Raw genomic sequence first — 18,541 nt, forward strand, 5'->3', positions numbered from 1 at the left:
ATGTGTTGAACGTGAAGCGTCCTCGCAACTCAGTGCAAATAGTCTTGAAGGCGGTAATACGCACCCACCAGAGGCAGGAACCAGGGCTTGCCAAAATGTCCGGGGATGGCTGGCCAATCGAGTTCGCGCCAAGGGTTGGCCTCGACCTTGCCGGCCATGACGTCGGCCATGACTTGCCCCATGTGCACCGACATCTGCACGCCGTGGCCGCTGTAGCCCATGGAGTGATAAACCCCTCCGTGCTGGCCGGCCCGGGGCAACCGGTCGGAGGTCATGTCCACCAATCCACCCCAGCAATAATCGACCTTCACCTGGGCCAGTTGCGGGAACATCCGCACCATCGCCGCGTGCAAGACTTTGCCGCTCTTGGCGTCGGACACGCTGTCAGACATGGCAAACCGCGCACGCCCGCCAAACAGCAGGCGGTTGTCCGGGGTCAGGCGGAAATAGTTACCGATCATGCGGCTGGTGACATAGGAGCGGTGTGCCGGCAGCAGACTGTCGATCAGCGCCTGCGGCAACACCTCGGTGGCGATCACAAAACTGCCCACCGGCACGATCCGCCGCCGATACCAGCCCAAGCCACCCTGCTGAGAGGTGCCGGTGGCCAGCAGGATCTGCGTGGCCTGTAGCGAACCCTTGGTGGTATTGACCCGATAGCCGTCGGCACTGGCTTTCCAGTCCGTTACGGACACACCCTGGAAAATCAGCGCGCCGTGACGGGCGGCGGCCTCGGCCAACCCGACCCCGAAGCGCCCGACGTGCATCTGCACGCCGTTGCGTTGCAACAAGCCACCGTGGAATTGGTCCGAGTTGACTTCAGCGCGGGTCTCCTGGGCAGACAGCAACTCGACCTCGGCATCGACCTCCCGCCGAATCAATTCGCAGGTGCGCGCCAAGCCTTCGTAATGCATGGGCTTGGCCGCCAGCTTGAGCTTGCCGTTGCGCGTGAAGTTGCAGGCGATCTGCTCTTGCTCCACCAGCGAGACGACGCTCTGCACAGCGCTTTCATAGGCCTGGTAATAGGCGCGCGCTTTATCGGCGCCGAGGCTGGCACTCAGTGCCGCGTAGTCCTGGGCGACGCCGGTATTGCACTGGCCGCCATTGCGTCCTGACGCCTCGCCAATGACCCGCCCGCCTTCCAGCACCGCCACACTGGCCCCCTTCAAGGCCAGGGCCCGGGCCGCAGCCAGGCCAGTGAAACCACCACCGACGATGGCCACATCGACCTGCCCGGGCAACGCACCGAGCTGGGCACCGGCAAATGCCGGTGCGGTATCGAGCCAATAAGACTCACTGCCCATGTCTAACCCCTTATGCCTTGAAGAGTGCCCAGAGACTCAGAGACCAACCAAACCGGCCAATCCGCCGATGTCCGGGATCTGGTGGTAGCTGTAACCAACGTTTCCAGGCAGCTCATGACCACGGGCCACGAACGCTTTGTGCTTGATCTTCATGTCGTGGGCAGACATCAGGTCATAGCGGAAGCTCGAGGACACGTGCAGGACATCCTCCGGCCCGCAGCCGAGGTTATCGAGCATGAACTCGAAGGCAGCCAGGCGCGGCTTGTAGGCTTGGGCTTGTTGGGCCGTGAAGACTTTATGGAAAGGTGCGCCGAGCTTGTCGACGTTGGACATGATCTGCTCGTCCATCGCGTTGGAGAAAATCACCAGGGGAATCTTGTCGGCAATTTTCGACAAGCCGGCCGGTACGTCGGCATGCGGGCCCCAGGTCGGTACGGCATCGTAGTAGAGCTGGCCTTCGCCTTTGTACTCGACACCCCAACGCTTGCAGACCCGGGCCAGGGCGGTCTTGAGAATTTCATCATAGGGCCGCCAGTCACCCATCACCTGGTCCAGGCGATAGGCCGAGAAATCCTTGACGAACTGGTCCATTTGCTCGGCTGGAACCCGATCGGCGAACAGTTCGCGCGTCATGGTCCCCATCTGAAAGTTGGTCAATGTGCCGTAGCAGTCAAAGGTAATGAACTTGGGGCGAAGGAAGCTCATGAGTGCAGTCCTGAATGATGGTTGAGGTCATGAGGGGCAAGCGGTTGCGCCGTTCTGGAAGGTTGGGGGCAACGCTGCATCACGGTTTTATTACAGCATCATGAGACCGTGCATAAACTGTTAAAAGTATAGGCCGCTTGGCACAAACCACCGTTTTTCGGGGCCTGCTCAGCAGACTGTGCGGGATGCGCCAAGCATGGGCATTTGCGCCGTTTTCAAGGCATTTACGGACGCTTATGGTGCGCAAAAAACCACTGGAGACCTCGCGTGCGGCAGAATCTACGCCTGCGTTATACCGGCAGTACGGGCCTGCAAAACGAAAACGGGCGCATCCCTGAGGATGCGCCCGTTTATTGTTTGGCGGGTGAGTTCCCCCCTGCCCTCAAAACTCCGCGACCTTGCCCCAGGCCGAAGATTGGAAACGGTCCGGGTGATAGGGACGCGGATCAACCAGCGGGGTCATGTCACAGACAATATCGGCAATCAAATGGCCCGCACCCGGGCCAATGCCGAAGCCATGCCCACTGAACCCCGCCGCCAGCACCAGGCCCGGCAGGCTCGCCATCTCGCCGATGCCCGGGACGCCGTCAGGCGTACTGTCCACATAACCTGCCCAGGCGGCGGTGACCGACGACGTCTTCAGCATCGGGATCAGGTCTACCGCGCGCTTGTACGTCAACTCAACCGTCGAGGCGTCGGCCTTCGGATCCAGAATTCGCATGCGCTCCATCGGCGTTGGCTGGTCCAACCGCCAGCGACCCAAGCCCTCGTGGCCCGACTGGAACCCTTCCAGGCCGCCGGGGGCCAGCTTGCGCCACCGGCGCTGGAACATCGGCAGGAACTGCGGGGCGAAACGCAGCAGTTGCAAGGTCGGGTCAACACGTCCTCTACCACTGATAGCTACCGTGATCCCACCATCGGAACGACGGGTCATGGAGACTTCATCCGTGTGGAGCGCGTCCGGTATCTCTTGGGCGTTCTTGGAAACCGACAGTATCGTTTGACGAATGGATGCCTGGGGAAACCGGATGCCGTACTGACGGCAGAAAGAGGACGCCCAGGCGCCACCGGCGAGCACCGCGAGCTTGGTGCGAATGGTGCCCTTCTCGGTGACGACGGCAGACAACCGGCCGCCCTCGGTCTCGAGGCCACGTGCGGCGCAGCCCTGGTGCACCGTGCCCCCCAGCTTGATGATGGCCCGTGCAACCGCCGGGGCAGCACGGGATGGGTCTGCGGTACCGTCGGTAGGTGAAAAGACCCCGCCTTTCCACGACTTGCCGGTCACCCGGCCATGTTCGGCGGCCTGTTCCGCCGTCAGCATGTGGGTTTTCACATTGACGGTACGGGCAAACTCCCCCCATTTTGCCCAACTGGCCAGTTCTTTCTCGTTGTTGCTCAGATAGAGCAAGCCACACCTTCTGAACCCTGTGTCCTCACCGGTCTCTGCCGCAAACTGCTCCCACAGATCCAGGCTCTTGGTCGACAGCGGCAGCTCGCGAGCGTCTCGATTCTGCTGACGGCACCAGCCCCAGTTTCGACTCGATTGCTCTGCACCCACGCGGCCCTTTTCCACCAGCGCGACCTTCATGCCGCGCTTGGCCAGGTAATAGGCCGTGAAGGTTCCGATAATGCCGCCGCCGATCACGACAATGTCAGCGTGAGTCGGAAGTTCAGAATTCGTCTCTACGGAAATTAACGGTGCTGGCATTTTAGGGATGTCCATGAAGGCCGGGGGATTTGAAGGTACGTCTTCTTCAGGTGGTCGCGGGTGCATTGGCCATGCACTGAGGGTTGCGACCTGGGCAAGCCGCTGCTTCGTTCTGGAAGCTTTGGTGCCACGCTGAATCATGGGGTTATTACAACACCATGAAACCGTGCATAAACGGTTAAAAGTATAGGTTGGCTGGTACAAAGCACCGTTTTGCGGGATGTGTTCAGCAGACTTTGCGGGAGGGTTCGGTATTTGTTCTGTGAGATGTAGTTTTGGGTGTATATCCGTTGCTGCGGTAACGGCTGCTGGCGGTTCCGCCCTTACGGCGGGTCACTTTTGGAAGAGCGCCAAAAGTAACCAAAAACGCTTTGCCGGTATGACTCACCCACATGGCCCAGCGCGGCTATCCCGGCATACATGCCGGGATGCCCACTGCGCAATGCCTGCGTTCGGCCAGCGTGGTTTAACGGGGCGTCCAGATCAAGATCAAGAGCCAAAGCAAGATCAAGAGCAGGACGCAGGCCGGCATCTAGGTGGCTGAACCACCGCTATCGCGAGCAAGCTCGCTCCCACAGTGGGCCTGTGGTGAACACAAGACTTATGAACACCCAAGATCCCCTGTGGGAGCGAGCTTGCTCGCGATGAGGCCGGCACATCCAACATCACCGCAAACTGACCCACCGCCATCGCGAGCAAGCTCGCTCCCACACTCATCCCACAGGAGAAACGCGGTCTCACCCAGAACCAGGTCGGCTATCAGGCCGCCTCGCGGTGGACGTTGATCTCGGGCGCCCCGTTAACCACGCTGGCTGAACGAAGGTGTTGCGCAGTGGGCAACCCGGCATGGATGCCGGGTTAGCCGCGCTGGGCCATGGATGGCCCTTCGCGGCGGCCCACGGAGCAATGCCTTCGTTCAGGCATGCCGAGCCTAGGCGAGGCACCGAGTGGTGGGGCAAAAGCGTTTTGGTTACTTTTGCGCTCTTCAAAAGTGACCCGCTGTAAGAGCGGAACCATAAGCCGCCGTTACCTAAATAACGGATATACACACCAAAATCTGCCAATCATGCTTTCAACGCCTCCTCCAGAAACACCACCAAAGCCTGCACCCGCGGGCTACGCAGTTTTCGTGAAGGCACCACCAGGCTGATCGGCGCACTGTCGAATTGCCAATCCGCCAACACCCGAACCAAACGCCTGTCGGCAATGGCGTCACTGACATCCCATTGCGAACGCAACACCAGCCCCAGGCCTTGCTCCGCCCAGCGTCGGGCCACGCTGCCATCGTTGCTCAGCATCGCGGGCTCGATGCGCAAGGTTTTACGCCCCTGCCCCTTACGCAGATGCCACAGCGTGACATCTTCATCATTTTCACGAATGCAAATGCAGCGGTGCTCGGCGAGTTGCTCGGGCGAGGACGGCGTGCCGTGCTGCTCCAGATAGGCAGGGCTTGCGCATAACCATCGGTCATTTGACGTAAGGAGTCTGGCCACCCACAGGCTGTCATTGAGGTGACCAATATGAATCACCGCATCGCTGTCATGGCGATCAGGCCAAGGCGTTTCGCGCAAATCCAAGTGCAGGCATAGCTGAGGGTGCAACCTGGCGAACCGCGCCAGCAGCGGTGCAACGCGTTGGCGTCCATAGCCGAACGGCGCCGCCAACCTGAGCGTGCCGACCAGTTGCTCGTCTTGTTGCTTGAAGGACTCCGGGAGCGCCTCCAACTGCTCCAGCAAACGCGCGCTTTCCCGGGAAAAGCGCTCGCCATCGGCGGTAAGACTCAGGCGCCGGGCATCGCGATTGGCCAATGTCAGGCCGAGCAGCGTCTCCAGCTTGCGCAGACGCATGGACAGCGCAGGAGGTGAGACATTCAGGATTCTGGCGGCAGCGCTCAACGACTCGGCACGCGCCAGCGTCACGGCCAGACGCAGGTCTTCGATGGATATCATTCAATTGTACTTAATGATTGATGACATCTAATTGAACCACAGCTTCACGAACGTTTTGTAGAGTGCTCCCTGTACCCAGCCATTCGAGCCCCCCTCATGTCCGCCTCTCTTGCCACCCTCGATACCCCCGCCGCGATCGTCGATGTGCCGCGCATGCAGCACAATATCCAGCGCATGCAACAACGCATGGATGCCTTGGGTGTGCGTTTGCGCCCGCATATCAAAACCAGCAAATGCCTGCCCGTGATCAGGGCGCAGCTCACCGCCGGCGCCAGTGGCGTAACGGTTTCTACCTTGAAGGAAGCCCAATATTGTTTCGCTGAAGGCATCCGTGACGTTTTCTACGCCGTCGCCATAGCGCCAGGCAAATTGGCCCAAGCCCTGCTGCTGCGGCGCCAAGGCTGCCAGTTGAGCCTCCTTACCGACAGCATCGCAGCGGCCCAGGCCATCGTCGCCTTCGGCCAGCAACACCACGAACGTTTCGACGTCTGGATCGAGATCGACTGCGACGGCCATCGATCTGGCCTGCACGTGGAAGACGATTCACTCGTTGAAGTCGCCCGGATACTCAGCGAGGGTGGCATGCAGCTTCGCGGAGTGATGACCCATGCCGGGTCAAGCTACGAGCTTGACACCCCAGAAGCGCTGCAAGCCTTGGCCGAACAGGAACGCGGTCTCTGCGTCAAAGCGGCCCAACGAATCCGTGAAGCGGGGTTCCCGTGCCCGGAGGTCAGCATCGGCTCGACGCCTACGGCCTTGTCGGCATTGAGCCTGGAAGGCGTCACTGAAGTACGCGCCGGGGTCTATGTGTTTTTCGACCTAGTGATGCACAACATCGGTATCTGCCAGCCGGACGAGTTGGCGCTGAGCGTACTGACCACCGTCATCGGTCATCAGAAAGACAAAGGCTGGATCATCACCGATGCCGGTTGGATGGCCATGAGCCGTGACCGGGGCACGCAACGCCAGAAGCGAGACTTTGGTTACGGCCAGGTTTGCACCGAAGCCGGCGATTGGATCGAGGGGGCGCTGCTCACGGGAGCCAATCAAGAGCACGGGATCATCGCGCTTGAAACGGCAGAGAATGTTGATATCACCGTGCGCTTCCCCATTGGTAGTCGCCTGCGCATCCTGCCCAACCATGCCTGTGCCACAGGCACGCAATTCCCGGACTATCACGCGGTCGACGCCGAGGGTGGTGTACATACCTGGGGTCGTTTGCATGGCTGGTAATCAAACAGGCTCGATCAACCTGATCTGCACGGCCAATGCCGCAGCGCCGGGTGGACATTACGCCCAGGCAGTCGTGCACCAAGGCGTCCTGTATGTGTCCGGACAACTGCCGATACGCGCCGATGGCGTCCACAGCGCCGACCAACCGTTTGAGGTCCAAGCCTCCATCGCGCTCGATAACCTGGTGGCGATCCTCAGCGCAGCGGGCCGAAGCACGAGCGACCTGCTGAAGGTCACTGTCTATGTCGCAGGCATCGAACACTGGCCCGCCTTCGATCGAATCTACGCCGGTTACCTGGGAGAACACCGGCCAGCGCGGGCGGTGGTGCCGGTTCCGGCCTTGCATCATGGCTACCTGATCGAAATCGAAGCAGTGGCACGCAGCGGGTAAAAGGGTCTGCTGCGCAGCCCAGCGGGAGCAAGCTCCCTCGCCACAAGGTAATGCCAAGTTAGCCCTGCAGATACGGCAGATTCTCCTTTGCGCACGTGAAGAACGGCATATTTTCTCTGGGCTGCTTTGTTAGCTTATTGAGCAGACTCGACATACCGCTCGAAAGGAACACCTTGGATGACTAGCCAATCTTCGAACAGCTACTGCGTTGATCCGCAAACCGCCCACCTGTTTTATATCAATGGCGGCTGGTCGGCGCCGGCAAGCCCGGCCAGTTTGCCGGTGGTCAATCCGGCTACCGAAGAGATCGTCGCCCAGGTCGCTAGCGGGTCTGCCGAGGATGTCGATCGGGCGGTCGCGGCGGCGCGTGCCGCGTTTGCCGATTGGTCTGCCACTCCCACAGTGGCGCGAGCACGGGTGCTGGACAAGATCCATGCGCTTATCCTTGAGCGAAAAGAAGCGTTTGCCCAGGCGATCTCCCTGGAAATGGGCGCAGCCATCGGTTCTGCACGGGCGATGCAAGTGCCCCTGGCGGCCGAACACGTTCGAGTCGCCCGCGACCTCCTCTCCACTTATCGCTTCCAGACAGTCGAGAACGGGACCGCAATCCAGCGCGAACCGATCGGCGTCTGCGGCCTCATCACCCCGTGGAACTGGCCGCTTTATCAAATCACCGCAAAAGTCGCCGCAGCGCTGGCAGCCGGCTGCACGGTGGTCCTCAAACCCAGTGAACTGTCACCGCTGAGCGCCCTCCTGTTTGCCCAAGTGGTCCATGATGCGGGCCTTCCGCCGGGCGTCTTCAACCTGGTGAACGGCAGCGGCCATGTGGTCGGCGCGGCAATGGCCGCACACCCGGATGTCGACATGATTTCGATTACCGGCTCAAACCGCGCAGGTGCACTGGTGGCACAGGCGGCCGCCCCGACGGCAAAGCGGGTCGGGCAGGAATTGGGCGGCAAATCCCCGAACATTCTGCTGCCTGATGCGGACTTTGCCAAAGCCGTCCCATTGGGCGTGATGGCGGCGTTGCGCAACGTTGGACAATCGTGCAGCGCCCCCACCCGGATGATCGTGCCCAAGGACCGCCTGGCGGAAGTCGAAGCGCTGGCGGCCGCCACTGCCAACGCGATCATCGTGGGCGATCCGCAATCACCGGACACGGTACTCGGCCCCATCGCCAATGAGGCCCAGTTCAATCGCGTGCAAGCCATGATCGAGGCTGGCCTGCATGAGGGTGCCAAACTGCTGTGCGGTGGACTGGGACGCGTGTCGGGGTTTGAAAAGGGCTTCTACACCCGCCCGACGGTTTTCTCCGAGGTGGATAACGCCATGCGGATCGCCCAGGAAGAAATCTTCGGGCCGGTGCTGTGCATCATTGCCTATGAAACCATCGATGAAGCAGTCGCTATCGCGAACGATACGATCTATGGGCTCGGCGCCCATGTTCAATCGCAGGATCTTGATCTGGCACGCGCCGTGGCTTCTCGTATCCGCGCGGGGCAAGTGCTCCTCAATTACCCGGCCTGGAATCCCATGGCGCCCTTCGGCGGCTACAAACGCTCGGGCAATGGCCGTGAGTACGGCGTCTTCGGCCTTGAGGAGTATCTGGAAACCAAGGCGATCGTTGGGTTTGGCGCACCTGACCTAGATCGATAGCTTGTTTCTTCCGCCATGCTTGAGGAGCGAAGGGTTGATCCCGAACTGCTTGCGAAAGGCGGTGGCGAAGTGGCTGGCGTTGGCATAACCGAGGTCCGAGGCGATTCGCATCACCGACTCTTCGCCGTTCAACAATCGACTGCGGGCCTGGATCATCCGCGCTTGCTGGAAGACGCCGTAGACGCTGTTGAAGAACAGTTGGCGAAAACCGCGGGTGAGCTTGGGCTGGCTCATGCCGGACTCGCGAGCGAGTTCCGACAGGCTTGGCGCCTTGCCCAGATCGGCAAGCAAGCGTTCACGCGCACGCAACAGGCGTTGGCGGTCGATGTGGCTGACACGGCAAGTGCACTCCACATTGCGGCGCGCCTCCAGGAACAGGCTGACCAGGGTCACGCTTTGGCCATACAGCCAAAGACCGCTTCGCGGTTGGCCCATCGGCAAGTCGGGTCCCGGGTCCATGGCCTTGCACAACAGATGGGCCGTCGCGCTCATCTCGCCACTGCGATGGCCATCAAGGAAACAATGATCGCACGCCAGTGCCTTGTTCAGCAGCGGGTCGAGTTTCAACTCCCACTGTGACAGCACCTCGGGCCGGATCATGACCGTGATGTTGTCGATCTCGCCATGCTGGTGATAGAGGCCATCGCGACGACGGCCATAACTGATGCAGCCCGCGCCTTCGTCAATCATGTAGCGGCGCTGCCGACGGCCGTCACGGAAGCTGCAGGCAGCCTTGCCCTTGAGCAGGTTGGTGAAGCTGAAGTGAATGCAATCGCTGTCATCCTGCAGGGGCAATTCGATCGGCTGCTCGAACTTGCTTTGCCAGCGCACGATGTCGAGTCCGTCCTGCAGGGCCATGCGAGTGACCCGACAGTGCGCCCCGGGTCCCAAGTCGCTTCCATATTCTCCCGTAATGATTCGCGAAACCGGCATCGGCTCTCCTGCGCCTCCTTGAACGACTGACATCGTGAATCTCCTGGTTGACCGGATACGGCTCGAATCAGATCACATCGGGGTAGAGTTGTGCAATTGATAATTATTAGCATCTGGCGCGCCGCACACGCTGCGCCCATTCGTTACTGCTAACGGTCACGCGCACTGCTCAAAACCTCAGTCAAGGTCCCATTATGTCTGCACGATGCAACACGACGACTACCCCTCGATCTTGCCACAAGTGTAATACTATAACAATAATCTTAACTTGGACACTGGCCTGTCCAGCCCTCGCCGCCACCGGCGAAGTCTTTGAATTACCTGTCTCGACGGTGACCGCGCGCATGGAGCAGGAAGATCCCAAGAGCCTGCCCATCAGCCTTAGCGTGATCAGCGGCGAGCAACTGCGTACCCAGCGCCTCGACACATTGGAAAGCGCCCTGCGCAATACGTCCGGGGTCAGTGTCAATTCATCCGGCGGCCCCAATGACTTCAACGTGCTGATCCGCGGCGTCGGCTCGCTGTACCAGATGTCGATGGATGACAGCTCAGTGGCGTTCAACATCGATGGCGTACCCGTAGCCTCCCGCAGCCTCGGTTTCGGCACCCTGGATGTCGACCGCATCGAGGTGCTCAAGGGGCCCCAGGGCTCGATGTCCGGTGCGATTGGCCAGGCGGGAGCGGTGAATATCACCACCCGCCAGCCGACCCGCGAACTGGAAGGTTATGTGCGCGGCGAAGTCGGTCAGGAGGGCCAGTTCCTCAGCGAAGGAGCCATCGGCGGGCCGATCAGCGACAGCCTCAGCGGCCGCCTGGCGGTTCGTCGTGCCGGCTACGACAGCTGGATCGACAACGATCAAACCAACGATCCCATCACCAAACCGCGCAACGAGGCTTATCGCGCCAGCCTGCTTTGGGACCTCAACGATGACACCCAGATACTGTTCAGCGCCGAACGCCAGAAAACCGAGCGCGCCACCAACTCGCTGGTGCTGCGGCCCTATGGCAGCGACCCCAGCCTGGACCTGACACCCGGCCTGTTCGACGACAACTACAAGACCACCGAACGCTACACCGTCAAGGTCGATCATGACTTCGCCAACAGTCGCCTGACCTCGACAACCGCCACCTCCACCGCCGACTTCGAAGGCCTGATCGCCTACGACAGCAAACTGATGGGCGCCCTGTACGGCACGCCCAGTGAGTACTGGGTGGTGGATAAGTCCTTCGAGCGCAGCTGGAGCCAGGACCTGCACTTGAGCTCGCTGCCCGACGCCGACACATTCTGGATCGCCGGCCTTGCCGCCAGCCGCAACGAGCGCAGCTACGACACCCCGCGCAACACCTACGGCACTACGAGCGCCAGGTTCCGCGATTTCACCACCACCACGTATGCCGGCTACGGCGAAGTCACCTTCCCGCTCACCGAACGCCTGAAACTCACCACGGGTTATCGCCATTCCTGGGATCGCAAGACCTACGATGGCCAATACATCGATGGCGCCAACGCCGTGGATGATTCACGCAAGTTGACTGACCATTACGGCACCGGCCGCGTGGCCCTGAGCTACGCGCTCACCCCGCAAACCAACGTCTATGTGCAACTGGCGCGGGGTTATAAATCCGGGGGGTTCAATGATTATGCGGCACAAGTAAGCGACAGCGAGCCCTACAAGGCCGCCGTCAGCAGAGCCGCTGAAGTGGGCTTCAAAAGTGAAACAGAAGATCGCCGCGGTAGCTTGAACGGTGCGCTGTTCTACACCCGCGTGCACGACGACCATCTGCTGGGCTACAACGCTGCGACCTTCGCCACCAATGCGTTCAATGCCGATACCCGCACCCGCGGCGCCGAACTGGAGGGCGCCTGGCATTTCGACCATGGCCTGACCCTGGCCGCGAGCGCCACCTACCTCGACGCCAAGATCACCAGCGCCGTGCACGGCATCCAGGCCGGTGATGTCGCCGCCGGCAACCGTACCCCGGATGTGCCGCGCTGGAGCGGCAACCTCAACATCAGCTGGCAGCACCCGTTGGGCACCTTCGCCAGTCTTGGCGAAACCACCTTGAACACCAGCCTCAATTACCGCCTGGTGGGCGAACGCGCCGCCGATCCGCAGAATCATTTCAACCTGGACAACTACGAGAAACTCGACCTGCGCGCAGGCCTCGAAAGCCGGTTTGGGGAGGTCTATGCCTTCGCCGACAACCTGCTGAACCAAACCTACGACACCTATGGTTTCTACAGTGACCCGGTGGCCTACGGTGCGCCAGCACGGCGACGCACCTTGGGGGTCGGCTACACCTATGAGTTCTAACCTGCCCTTCGAATCAAACGGCACTCAGAACGAATAGCTGTACCCCACGCCGGCCGAGCGCCCTCGGCCCGGCATGCCGGTCAGCACTTGATCGGTGGAATACGAACCATACAGGTCATATCGCGCATCAAGCAGGTTGTCGCCCCACAGGTAGACTTCCGAACCGCCACTCTCCAGGCCCAGGTGCAGGTCCAGCTTGGCGTAGCCCTTGAGGTCATAGTGATTCTGTGGGTCGGCCGGGCGATTTTTCTGCACCCGATAGTTGAGCAACGTATTCAGGCGCGGCGCCGGCAAGCCCAGGAACTCATCCAGGTTTTTCTGCCAGGCGACGCTGAAGTTGCCGCTCCACAACGGCACATCCGGCACACGATTTCCCGCCGCGACATCACCGCCAGAAACCCCCGGAGCATCGGAGGTCACCACCGCGTTGGTGTAGCTGATGGCGCTGCCCAGGGTCAGCTCATCGGTGACATGCCACGTGCTCGACAGCTCGGCACCCTTGCTGCGGGTATCGGCGTTCACTGCGCTGACCGCCAGGGTGTTGAAGTCATACCCCAGCAGGTGATCGTCCTGCACCCGGGTCAGGAACAATGCCCCCTCGAGGCTCAGGGCACCCTCCGCGCTTTCATGCTTGAAACCGACTTCGGCGGAATTCACCTTGGCGGCCTTGTAGGGTTCGCTGTCCTTGACCGAGGTGGCGTAATCGTTGAAACCGGCTGATTTATAGCCTCGCGACAGTACCGCATACAGATTCGTCTGCGCTGTCAGCGCGTAGCTCAACGCCACGCGCCCGGTGCTGTAGTTGTCCTGCAACCGGCGTTCGTCGCCGACGGTAGTGCCGCCGCTGGAATAGTCGGCACCGTAGGTCTTGCGGTCCCAGCTGTGGCGCAAGCCAGTAGTGAGCTTCCAGTCTTCGGCGATCGGATAAGTCATCTCGCCGTAGAGCGCATAACTGTTGGTGCTGAAATCGCGCCTTTGCTGCGCACCGCTGGTGAAATCGTCGGAGTCGAAACTGCGCTCGGAGCGTGACAGGTTTATCCCGGTCACCCAGAACACATCGGCGTCCGCCAGTGAACCCAGGCGCAAGTCCTGGCTCCACACGCGCTCCTTGGCGGAATCTTCGATCAGGTATTCGAACGGTGAGCCGTACAGCGCCTCGGTGATGTTCCGGTCATAACCTTTGACCGCATTGAGGTCGGTGCTGGTGTAGGCGCTGATCGAGGTGATCCGCGACTGCGCCAGGTCATGGTTGAGCTCGAAGGAATAACGCTCGTTGGTCTTCTGGTTGTCATCGAACGTACCGGGCGTGTAGTCCAGGCTGGGGCGGTTACCAAACGGGCGCAGCATCTCCAGGCCGGCGTAATGATCGGCGCGCTGGCGCTCGGCGGTCAGCAGGCCGGTCGTGCCTTGGTCGTTGTCCCACAGCAGGCTGCCGCGTAGGGCCAGGTCGCGAGGCTTGGTCAGCGGATCACCGTCCTGCTGGGCATCGACCCAGTTATCGAAGCCGCTGCGGCGCACGGCAATACGCCCCGCGACGGATTCGCTCAATGGCCCGCCCACGGCGCCTTCGGTCATGAACTGGCCCTGGTTGCCGATTTCACCGCGCACATAACCTTCCCGTTCACGGGTCGGCTTACGGGTGGTGACATTGATCGCGCCCGCCTCGCTGTTACGTCCGAACAGCGTGCCCTGGGGTCCCTTGAGCACTTCCACTTGTTCCACGTCGAGGGTGGCCATCGCTGCGTTGCGCACTGACATCGGCACCCCGTCCACATTCAACACCACCGAGCCATCGTCCATGCTCATCTGATTCAGCGAACCAACACCACGAATGCGCACATTGGCGTCGTTGGCGCCGCCCCAGGAATTCACATCCACACCCGGCGTGGTCCGCAAAGCGTCCTCCAGGGTGCGCAAGCGCCGGGTTTCGAGGGTATGTCCGTTGATCACAGAAAGCCCGAAGGGAATATCCTTGGCGCTTTCCTCGTTCAGCCGGGCGCTGACCATCAGCGGCGCCAGCTCGATCACCTCCGCGCTGGCGGCAGGTTGATAATCAGCGGCATAGGCCGCGCACATCTGGCTGGACAAGGCCAACGCCAGGGTTTGGGTCAAGACATTTTCCCGCCAGCCGAGGGGACGGCGCAGCGGTTGGATAGACAGTTGTGATGACATGGAAAAACTCCAGGCAAAAGGGATGGTTCGAATTCATTGCGCAGGCCCCCAGCGCTTGAGCGCTGCGGTGATCGCCTGATCGGAGGGCGCGCCCAGCAGGTCTTGGATCGCGGCGGGCCATCCCTGGCCAGTTCGGATACTCGTGGTCATCGCCGTCAGTTGTCCGGCGCTTTGTCCGGCCACCCAATCCAGGCTGGCCAGCGGTGCATACATCGCGACCCAGCCTTGTTCCCGGGCGTCGGCCAAGGTGCCGATGGGCTCGCCGTCATTGCTCAAGGCGCGCGTCAAGTCATCGGCCATCAACTTCACCAAGGTCGAGCGGGCTTCAACGCCGTCAACGTCGCCGACACACAACAAGCCGATCGCGCCCGCCACGCCCTGGCTCAGCCAGAGGTAACCCTGGGCCTGTCGCAGGTCGCTGGCATCGATCAACATCCGCCGCGCGAGCAGTTCGGCGATATGCGCGCGGCGCGTCCAGCGCCCGACGCCCGCCTGCGTCACGTCCCAATCCGGCGTCTGGCTGAGCACAAGATGGTGCTGGCTCAACTGGCTGGCGCCCATGCCGGTCGGCCACTGGCTCAGGGACTCGACGGCCGGGCGACTGCCCAGGCGCCGAGCCACACAAGCGGACATGGCTTCCAGGTCTTCGCGCACCTCACGGGCGGTTTGCTGGCGGCTGGCATCGGCGAGTACTTGCACGCCGTCAAGGTCGTGCGTCGCCGCCGTGTGATAGGCGAAGTCCAGTGGCCCTGCGCTGTGACCATTGAAAGCCTGGCCATCGACCTCGATCAGCCATTGCCACGCGCCTGCGGGTGCCACCGCGTTCGCGGCGACCGCCGAGCCTGCCGGCAGATTCGGCACCTCAGGCGGCAAACCGGCTTCGGCACGGTGGACCGGTGCACGCAGCAGGCGCTCGCTGTCCAGGCCCAGGCGTGGCATCACGCGGCGCGATTGCAACCACACCCCTCGCGGTCCCAGCCAGAATGCGTCACCTTCGGACGGCCAGCCGACGGCATCTAGCGTCCAGTTCAGTTGCACGTTGCAGCCGCTCGCCGCGCATTCAGCCAAAGGCACACGCAGGTGCGCGGCCGCCTGTTCGAAAATGACCGGCCGCCCCATGACGCTCACCGCCGTGACGTGCAAACCCGGCGGCAGTTCGGCGTCCAGGTGCTCATTGGCGGCGATCACGGTCCCCAACGTCCACTCACCGTCTACACGTCGCGCAACGCTATCGATGCGCAAATGCAAGCGCCCGTTCGCCACCTGCCAGGCACCCGCCCCGGCCAGCCATCGCTGTTCCCATTCGGCGCGCTCAGCCCGTTCCTCGGCCACCGATTGGTAATCGCCCTGTTCCACCAGATGCCAATGCAACAGCGTGCCGCTGCCGAGCAAACCGACAGCCCCCAACACCAGCAGCGCACCCGGCAAGCCCAGCAGGCTGCGGCGTACATCGATGAGACGGCGTCGCTCCGGCCCCCGGGGCAAGGCCAGCGCCGCCACCGCAACCAGTACCAGGCAGCCGGCCAGTTTCCAACTGGTCAAGGTGGCCAGATAAGGCAACCAGGGCGCCCAGCCCGTGAGTTGTGACAACGCCACGTGGGCCGGTATCGCCATGGCATAGGCGGGATAACTGACCAACCCCAATTCATGGTTGAGCACCAGGAAAAACGTCAGCAGCATTGACGTCGCGTACGCCAGGCCGGAGCGACGAATCAACGCATGCACCAGCACCGTGAGCATCGCCAGTTCCAGTAGCGGCGGCGCGAACACCAGCGTCTGATAGATCAGCACAAAGCCCGGCGCCAGGTTGTCGGGGGCGGCCATCGCGCTGATCACCAGGCTGGCAACGCCCGGCACCAGTGCCAAGACCAGCGTCGCCGCCAGCACGCAGGCCACCCGGCCCAACAAACGCAGCCACACCGGTGCCGGGGTTGCCTGCAACATCGCGCCCAGGCCTTCGACGTCATCGCGCCGGCACACCAGCCCCACCAGCGCCGCGACAATAAAGGCGATCACCAGGAACGACGCGCTCGATAACAACGGCAAGATCAGATCCGGGCGCGGCACCATCGGCCCGCGTGCATGCCACACGATGTGGACAAACCCGCTGAGTATGCCCATGGCCAGCAACAACCCGAGGGCGACCCAGCCGATGCGCCGGGCAAACAACTGCCGTACCTGCCAGCGGATCTCACGCCACAAGGCCCGCGACCAGCGGCTGGCGGATAACGGGCCGGGCAAGCGCACGTGGCTCGCCAACAGCATCGGCGGCTCGGCCAACACAGCGCCACTGCGTCGGCCCATCAAGCCTTGGCGACTGGTGCGGGCCAAGACGATGGCCAGCAACAGCAAGGGCAACCCACACCACAACGCCCGGTTGAGCCAGAACCCCGGGGTCAATGCCAACAGCGATTGGGACTTCTGCGCGGCGCTCCAGGTTTCCACCTGGGCCTGAGCAAAGGTAAACAGTGACGGATCGAGGCTGGCGGCCAACAATGGATTGATGTGCCCGCCCTTGAGCACCACCACCGCGAACATCCACAGCAGCATCAGTACCGTCGCCAAGGCAAACGGCGCAGCCAGGCCCCGGCTGCGCAAGGCCAGCAGGTAATACAACGCACCGATGCCGGTGCTCACCGGCAACAGCAAGGCGCCCCAGGCAAATCCCAGCGCCGACCACACGGGGGCGCCGATGCTCGCCGCCGGCACCCAGCCGAGCCAGCCCAGCACCGGGCTGACGAGAAAGCCGACGATCAATGAACTGGCGAGCAAACCACCCACCAACGCCGCACCGATAAAACGCCCCCACAACAGCGCCGGCAGCGACAGCGGCAAGGCCAGCAGCACTTCTTCCAACTGCGCCTTGCGGTCCCTCAGGGCCGGTTGGGCAAACACCCAGGCCCAGGCAAAAAACAGGAAGAACATACAGCCGCACGACATCAGGTAAATCAGGCTCGGGGCATTGCGGGCGATCTCGCTGGCGCCCATTTTCTGCACATAGTCGGCGTTGGTCAGGGCCATCAGCAGGTAGCCGGTCAGGCCGAGGAACACCAGCAATGGAATGCCACTGCGCAGCCCGGCACGCACTTCCACCCAGGCCTCGCGCATCAGCAGAGCAGAGGTATTCATGCCTCGATCACCTCACCCGCCTGGGCCAGGGCCAGGTAATAGATGTCTTCCAGGCGCGGCGCATGGGGCAGAAAGCGAGGGTCGGCCGGACGCTCGCCATGGACGATGACCCGGCTGCCCTGCGGGCTGGCGGCCACATGCAAGGCATCGGGCAGCGACTCGCCACGGTCGAAGGACGCTTCCCACAACCGCCCCTGCTCAGCACCCAGCAACTGCGCCGGGCTACCTTCGACAATGATCTGCCCACCGGCCAGCACCGCCAGTCGACTGCAGAGGTTCTCGACGTCTTCGACGATATGGGTCGAAAGCAACACGATGGACTCGGCGGCGACATCGGCGAGCACCCGATGGAAACGGTTGCGTTCGGCCGGGTCAAGGCCCGCCGTGGGCTCATCAACGATCAACAAGCGTGGCGAGCCCACCAGCGCCATGGCGATGCCGAACCGACGCAGCATGCCGCCCGAATAAGTGGCGAGCGCCCGATGGGCGGCTTGTTGGAGATTGACCTTGTCCAGCAGGCCCTCGATTTCCTCGCGGCGCTGGCGGCTGTCGGTACGCCCCTTGAGCCAGGCAAAACGATCGAGCAAGTCCCGCGCACTCACGCCCGGATATGCGCCCAACTGCTGCGGCAGATAGCCCAGGCGGCGGCGCAAATGATCGGAATCGGCCAACACATCCACCCCGTCCAGGTGAATGCTGCCGGCGTCGGGTTGCTGCAGGGTCGCCAGGGTCCGCATCAAGCTGCTTTTGCCCGCGCCGTTAGGCCCCAGCAAGCCATACATCCCGGGGCCGACACTCAGGTCCACGCTGCGCAGCGCTTCGACGCCGTTGTTGTAGCGCTTGCGCAGGCCGCGCACTTGTAAACCCGAATCGACAGACATCCACAACTCCAATCAGAGGGACACAGGCCCTGCAAGAGGGCGGCGAGCGACGGTAGTCAAGGCCATGGGGCGGGCTCTACCCGATTCAAGTCATTTTCCAACCGCATCCTGCGTGCGATCGGCGTTGTGCGTAGCCACCACGGCACTGCAACCGGTGAGCGATAC

The 18,541-nt window shown here is 62.1% G+C and carries 12 protein-coding genes; 4 read left to right on the forward strand and 8 right to left on the reverse strand.

Going from position 1 to position 18,541, the window contains the following annotated elements:
* Positions 1 to 29: 29 nt before the first annotated feature.
* The 4 genes from PSH84_RS18980 to PSH84_RS18995 all read right to left on the reverse strand — a co-directional run bounded on the left by PSH84_RS18980 (position 30) and on the right by PSH84_RS18995 (position 5,666).
* A complete protein-coding gene (locus PSH84_RS18980) occupies positions 30 to 1,304 on the reverse strand; it encodes an NAD(P)/FAD-dependent oxidoreductase (protein ID WP_305481554.1) in 1,275 nt (424 codons plus the stop codon).
* 36 nt (positions 1,305 to 1,340) lie between these two features.
* Complete coding sequence (locus PSH84_RS18985; protein ID WP_122564795.1) at positions 1,341 to 2,009, reverse strand: haloacid dehalogenase type II; 669 nt, start codon at positions 2,007 to 2,009, stop codon at positions 1,341 to 1,343.
* Positions 2,010 to 2,391: 382 nt separating this feature from the next.
* Positions 2,392 to 3,717 carry an NAD(P)/FAD-dependent oxidoreductase gene (locus tag PSH84_RS18990; RefSeq protein WP_305481555.1) on the reverse strand — a complete coding sequence of 442 codons (1,326 nt, stop codon included), beginning with the start codon at positions 3,715 to 3,717 and terminating at the stop codon, positions 2,392 to 2,394.
* A 1,064-nt stretch (positions 3,718 to 4,781) separates the two neighbouring features.
* Complete coding sequence (locus tag PSH84_RS18995) at positions 4,782 to 5,666, reverse strand: LysR family transcriptional regulator (RefSeq protein ID WP_305481556.1); 885 nt, start codon at positions 5,664 to 5,666, stop codon at positions 4,782 to 4,784.
* Positions 5,667 to 5,762: 96 nt separating this feature from the next.
* Here PSH84_RS18995 and PSH84_RS19000 point away from each other — a divergent pair, with 96 nt between their 5' ends.
* From PSH84_RS19000 to PSH84_RS19010, 3 genes are all read left to right on the forward strand, one after another.
* Positions 5,763 to 6,899: a DSD1 family PLP-dependent enzyme gene (locus PSH84_RS19000; RefSeq protein WP_305481557.1), complete on the forward strand. Its 1,137-nt coding sequence runs from the start codon at positions 5,763 to 5,765 to the stop codon at positions 6,897 to 6,899.
* Positions 6,889 to 7,290, forward strand: coding sequence for a RidA family protein (locus PSH84_RS19005; protein ID WP_305481558.1), 402 nt, complete (start codon positions 6,889 to 6,891; stop codon positions 7,288 to 7,290). The genes PSH84_RS19000 and PSH84_RS19005 overlap by 11 nt, the downstream gene beginning before the upstream one ends.
* A 177-nt stretch (positions 7,291 to 7,467) precedes the next feature.
* A complete protein-coding gene (locus PSH84_RS19010) occupies positions 7,468 to 8,946 on the forward strand; it encodes an aldehyde dehydrogenase family protein (protein WP_305481559.1) in 1,479 nt (492 codons plus the stop codon).
* Here the strand turns inward: PSH84_RS19010 and PSH84_RS19015 are convergent.
* Positions 8,935 to 9,804 (reverse strand): helix-turn-helix transcriptional regulator, encoded by an 870-nt coding sequence (locus PSH84_RS19015; RefSeq protein ID WP_305481560.1) that lies wholly within the window; start codon positions 9,802 to 9,804, stop codon positions 8,935 to 8,937. The two genes, PSH84_RS19010 and PSH84_RS19015, sit on opposite strands and share 12 nt — an antisense overlap.
* A 419-nt stretch (positions 9,805 to 10,223) precedes the next feature.
* On the opposite strand from PSH84_RS19015, the gene PSH84_RS19020 reads away from it, so the two are divergent.
* A complete protein-coding gene (locus PSH84_RS19020; RefSeq protein ID WP_305481561.1) occupies positions 10,224 to 12,194 on the forward strand; it encodes a TonB-dependent receptor in 1,971 nt (656 codons plus the stop codon).
* Between the two features lie 24 nt (positions 12,195 to 12,218).
* On the opposite strand, the gene PSH84_RS19025 is transcribed toward PSH84_RS19020, so the two are convergent.
* The 3 genes from PSH84_RS19025 to PSH84_RS19035 are packed head-to-tail and all read right to left on the reverse strand — an operon-like array spanning position 12,219 to position 18,376.
* Positions 12,219 to 14,366 (reverse strand): TonB-dependent receptor, encoded by a 2,148-nt coding sequence (locus PSH84_RS19025; RefSeq protein ID WP_305481562.1) that lies wholly within the window; start codon positions 14,364 to 14,366, stop codon positions 12,219 to 12,221.
* Positions 14,367 to 14,399: 33 nt separating this feature from the next.
* A complete protein-coding gene (locus PSH84_RS19030) occupies positions 14,400 to 17,495 on the reverse strand; it encodes a hypothetical protein (protein WP_305471123.1) in 3,096 nt (1,031 codons plus the stop codon).
* Positions 17,492 to 18,376, reverse strand: a complete 885-nt coding sequence (locus PSH84_RS19035; protein WP_305481563.1) for an ABC transporter ATP-binding protein — start codon at positions 18,374 to 18,376, stop codon at positions 17,492 to 17,494. The genes PSH84_RS19030 and PSH84_RS19035 overlap by 4 nt, the downstream gene beginning before the upstream one ends.
* Positions 18,377 to 18,541: the final 165 nt, after the last annotated feature.

Origin of the sequence: Pseudomonas beijingensis (genome assembly GCF_030687295.1) — a bacterium.
Taxonomy (GTDB): Bacteria; Pseudomonadota; Gammaproteobacteria; order Pseudomonadales; family Pseudomonadaceae; genus Aquipseudomonas; species Aquipseudomonas beijingensis.